Consider the following 3469-nt stretch of genomic DNA (forward strand, 5'->3'; position numbering starts at 1 on the left):
CAGGTCACGTAGCGCATACTCGACGACAATCTTGTCCTTGGAACGGCACAGCAACAGGCCGATCGTCGGCTTGTCGTCGGCGTGGCGCAGGAGATCGTCAACCGCGGCGAGATAGACGTTGATCTGCCCGACGAATGCCGGTTCGAAGGGGACCGCTTTGAGCTCGATGACCACGTAGCGGCGCAGCTTGAGGTGGTAGAAGAGCAGGTCAACCGTGCTCCGCTACCTGCCGCGCGTACCAGAGCCGGTCCGCCGCGGCGTCCAGCTTCCCGATCAGAGTGACGTTGTGGTACCAGCTGGTTTATGCAAGCGCCTCTTGCACAATTGCCCGATCGGGCCAAGCCGCCGCGAAGGCCCGCATGTACTTCAGGTTGCGCGGCGAGAACCCCTTCATGTCGGGGAAGGCTTCATGCAGGTCGACAGACAGGCGGTCGATCACCTTGGCGCCCCAGCCTGCACGTTCCTCCGGCATCGACTTATTCCTCTCCCAATGCGACACCTGCCCCCTGCGAGACCCCCAGCTCCATCTGGGACCAGCCGAGTCGCCGTCGGGAGGCGCCGATCCAGGTGTCGAGGTTGGATTCCTGGGCCATGGCAAGTCAGTCCTCCAGCGACTGACTATCTCGGCTTGCGTCCCTCGGGAGGGGGCTCCCCGATCTTCTCCCTGACCGGCGCCACGATGGCCTCGAACTCGGGGTCGCCGCGCAGACGATGCCCCCTCTCCTCGGGGTCGGTCGAGCTCAGAGCCTCGAGAGACGCTTCGTAGCTGGCCAGCTTCGCCGAGTCGAGGACCAGGACGCCGGCCTCTGCGAGCGCCGCGATGGCTTCTTCGCCGAGGCCGCTCTCACTGTAGAAGAAAAAAACGGCTCTCCGTTCGAGCTGGCCGTCCAGAGCGTTCTTGGCGGCCACGAAACGGCGAACTGAACGGCGATGTGGCCCTTGGCGGCGGCCAGCTCGCGCTTGAAGTCCGCCACGATCGTCGCGTCGTCCAACTGCTTCATGAGGCGCGCCATCTCCTGCTCTCGGCCCACGAAGAGGTCGGGGTCTCCGATCTCCTCGGCCAGGGCATAGGTCAGGTTCCACATCGCGCGGCCATGGTAGCACGGCGAGTTTCACGCCCCAGGCTCGGATACGCTCCGCGTATATGCCTTCGGATCACGGGCGAATTGAGCTAGCACCGAGTGAAGAATCGACCATTACAGGCAAGTCCGTCTCGGTCGTGATTGGGGGAAAGAGAGGACATCAGTCCGCGGAGTCGTCCGTGTCACGATTTCTGATAGAGCGTGCCGACGGCCTGCCTGAGGAGCTGGGCCGACAGAACCCGATGCTATCCTTCCGGCCGGGAAGCGTTCAGAAGACTTACCGGCGGCCTTTTCGCCAAACCAACTGCGAGTAGCCGGCTTTCCCCTTGATCCGCCCATGACCAAACCAAAGTCCGACACTTCGTTCACCGACGACGTCGCGAAGTTCTACGAGTCAATGCTCGTGCCCCTGATCTTCGAACCCTATGCCGACGATCTCGCCAGCCGAGCGCAAGCGCTCGAACCCGCTTCAATACTCGAGGTAGCCTGTGGAACCGGGGTGGTGACGCGGTCGCTCTCTGCGGCTCTGCCAGGGAGCTGTGCGATCACCGCCACCGACCTCAACGATGCGATGGTCACCCACGGCGAGACCATTGGCACCGCCCGGCAGGTGACTTGGCGCCAGGCAGACGCGATGGCGCTGCCGTTCGTCGACGGCTCTTTCGATCTCGTCGTCTGCCAGTTCGGAGTGATGTTCTTTCCCGATCGAGTCGCCGCCTATCGAGAGATTCGACGAGTGCTCCGACCCGGCGGCACCTTCCTGTTCAACATCTGGAACGAAATCGAGAAGAACGACTTTGCCGATGTGGTCACCCGCGCGCTGGGAACACTCTACCCCGACGATCCTCCGATGTTCCTGGCTCGCACCCCGCACGGGCACGGATCTCCCGACGAGATCGAGGCCGACCTGCGGCAAGCTGGCTACAAGCAGTGCGCCCTGAGCCACCGAGAGGAAATCAGCCCGGCGGCCGATCCGGCGCTGCCCGCGATCGCCTACTGCCAGGGAACGCCTTTGCGCAACGAGATCGAGGCGCGTGATCCCGGTGGCCTCGAACGGGCCACCGTCGACGCGACCGAAGCCCTGCGCGACCGGTACGGCGACGGACCCATCGAGGGGCGGATCAGCGCCGTGGTAGCAGCCGCGAAGTGAGAGGACATTCGGCCCATCGGCGGATGTGAGCGCGCGCTGTCGGCTTGGCCTGCTGCGTTCCTGGCGAGTAGACCCTGGTCATCGTCTCAGGCCCGATGACTTCGCTGCGTCACTCCGACTTCTTCTTCTTGTTCTTCTTCTTGCCCCACAGCTTCCACTTCTCGGGGAACAGTTTCAAGAACACGATGCGAGCCGCGACGCCGCCTTCGCCGGGGCCGTCGAGCGCGTAGCCGATCTCGAAGTTGGTCAGGATGCTCCCGGGCAGGGCCAGCGATCCGCCAACGCCGATGCCGGCCAGGAGCTCGTTGTCGAGCCCGGTCTCTTCGTTGGTCGCCCACACCGCGTCGGCTTCGATCTCGACGCGGAACAGCTTGCCGGCGTTGACCCCGGTCTCGATGTGGATGCCGTCGGCCTGATCGGCGCGTACCAGACCGCTCTGGTAACCGCCGACCGAGGAGTCGCCGAAGATGCCGAAGTCGTAGCGCGAGAAGCGGTCGAGGTCGGAGCCGTCGAGGTGCTCGAGGCCGATCGAGAAGGTGCGGAACTTGCTGAAGAACCAGGTCTTGGCGAAGCTGGCCTGCCAGCGCAGATAGTCTTTCTGGGCGGGCGAGAACTCGGTGTTGTCGGGCAGACCCCAGAACTCCCAGTCCGAGCGGCTCGAGGTGCTGCCCTGCAGCTCGAATTGGTAGCCGCCTCGCTTGTACTGCAGCTCGGTCTGGAAGGTGTGGGTCAGGGTGTCGGTGGGCAGCACGAAGTCTTCCGCCGTGCCGCTGGCGGTGTCGAAGCCGTCGTAGGCCACGCGGTAGGTGAAGTCGAGCTTGGTGAAATTGCCCAGGGGCCGCCCGAGGAAGACGGCGACCGAGCTTCCGAGGCTCTCGATCTCCTCCTCAGGCACCTCCCGACCCTGGCGGTAGAGCTCGTCGCCGGTCGAGATGAAGAAGCCGAAGACGTTGAAGCCGGCATCTCATCGGCTGCCGGAGAGCCGGGGCGCGCAGTAGTTGACGGTTAGGAGCGGCCCGGCGAAGAAGACGTTGAGCTGGTTGCCGGTGCCCTTCCAGTCGAGCGCCAGGTAGTTGATGCCGGCGAGCGGGATCGGGAAGTCGACCGACTCGTCCCAGAACACGCCGCCGACCACGAACAGCCGGCTGGTGTCGGGCTCCGCCTGGACGACGCGCTTGCCCTCGTCGTCCTTGACCAGGTACTTCATGCCCTCTTCGGGGTCGCGCACCATGGTGCG

General features: G+C 64.4%; 5 protein-coding genes and 1 pseudogene. 1 reads left to right on the forward strand and 5 read right to left on the reverse strand.

Features of this window, described 5'->3' with window-relative positions; translation table 11 throughout:
* From GY769_05755 to GY769_05765, 3 genes and pseudogenes are all read right to left on the reverse strand, one after another.
* On the reverse strand, window positions 1-207 hold a 207-nt coding region (locus GY769_05755; protein ID MCP4201425.1), incomplete at its 3' end, for a DUF1016 domain-containing protein.
* 1 nt (window position 208) lies between these two features.
* Window positions 209-472 (reverse strand): annotated as a pseudogene (locus tag GY769_05760) (DUF1016 domain-containing protein).
* A gap of 146 nt (window positions 473-618) precedes the next feature.
* Window positions 619-909, reverse strand: coding sequence for a hypothetical protein (locus GY769_05765; protein ID MCP4201426.1), 291 nt, complete (start codon window positions 907-909; stop codon window positions 619-621).
* A 510-nt stretch (window positions 910-1419) separates the two neighbouring features.
* Here GY769_05765 and GY769_05770 point away from each other — a divergent pair.
* Complete coding sequence (locus GY769_05770; protein MCP4201427.1) at window positions 1420-2232, forward strand: methyltransferase domain-containing protein; 813 nt, start codon at window positions 1420-1422, stop codon at window positions 2230-2232.
* A gap of 109 nt (window positions 2233-2341) precedes the next feature.
* Here GY769_05770 and GY769_05775 read toward each other — a convergent pair whose 3' ends face one another.
* Both GY769_05775 and GY769_05780 read right to left on the reverse strand, forming a co-directional pair.
* Entirely contained in the window at window positions 2342-3127 is a 786-nt protein-coding gene (locus tag GY769_05775) for a hypothetical protein (GenBank protein ID MCP4201428.1), read from the reverse strand.
* 69 nt (window positions 3128-3196) lie between these two features.
* The coding region (locus tag GY769_05780) for a hypothetical protein (protein ID MCP4201429.1) at window positions 3197-3469 on the reverse strand (273 nt) is incomplete at its 5' end.

Source organism: bacterium, from assembly GCA_024224155.1.
In the GTDB taxonomy this organism is placed as follows: Bacteria; Acidobacteriota; Thermoanaerobaculia; order Multivoradales; family JAHEKO01; genus CALZIK01.

Coding starts and splice junctions, on each gene's coding strand:
- GY769_05770 (MCP4201427.1), top strand. CDS start 1,420: ATGACCAAACCAAAGTCCGACACTTCGTTCACCGACGACGTCGCGAAG.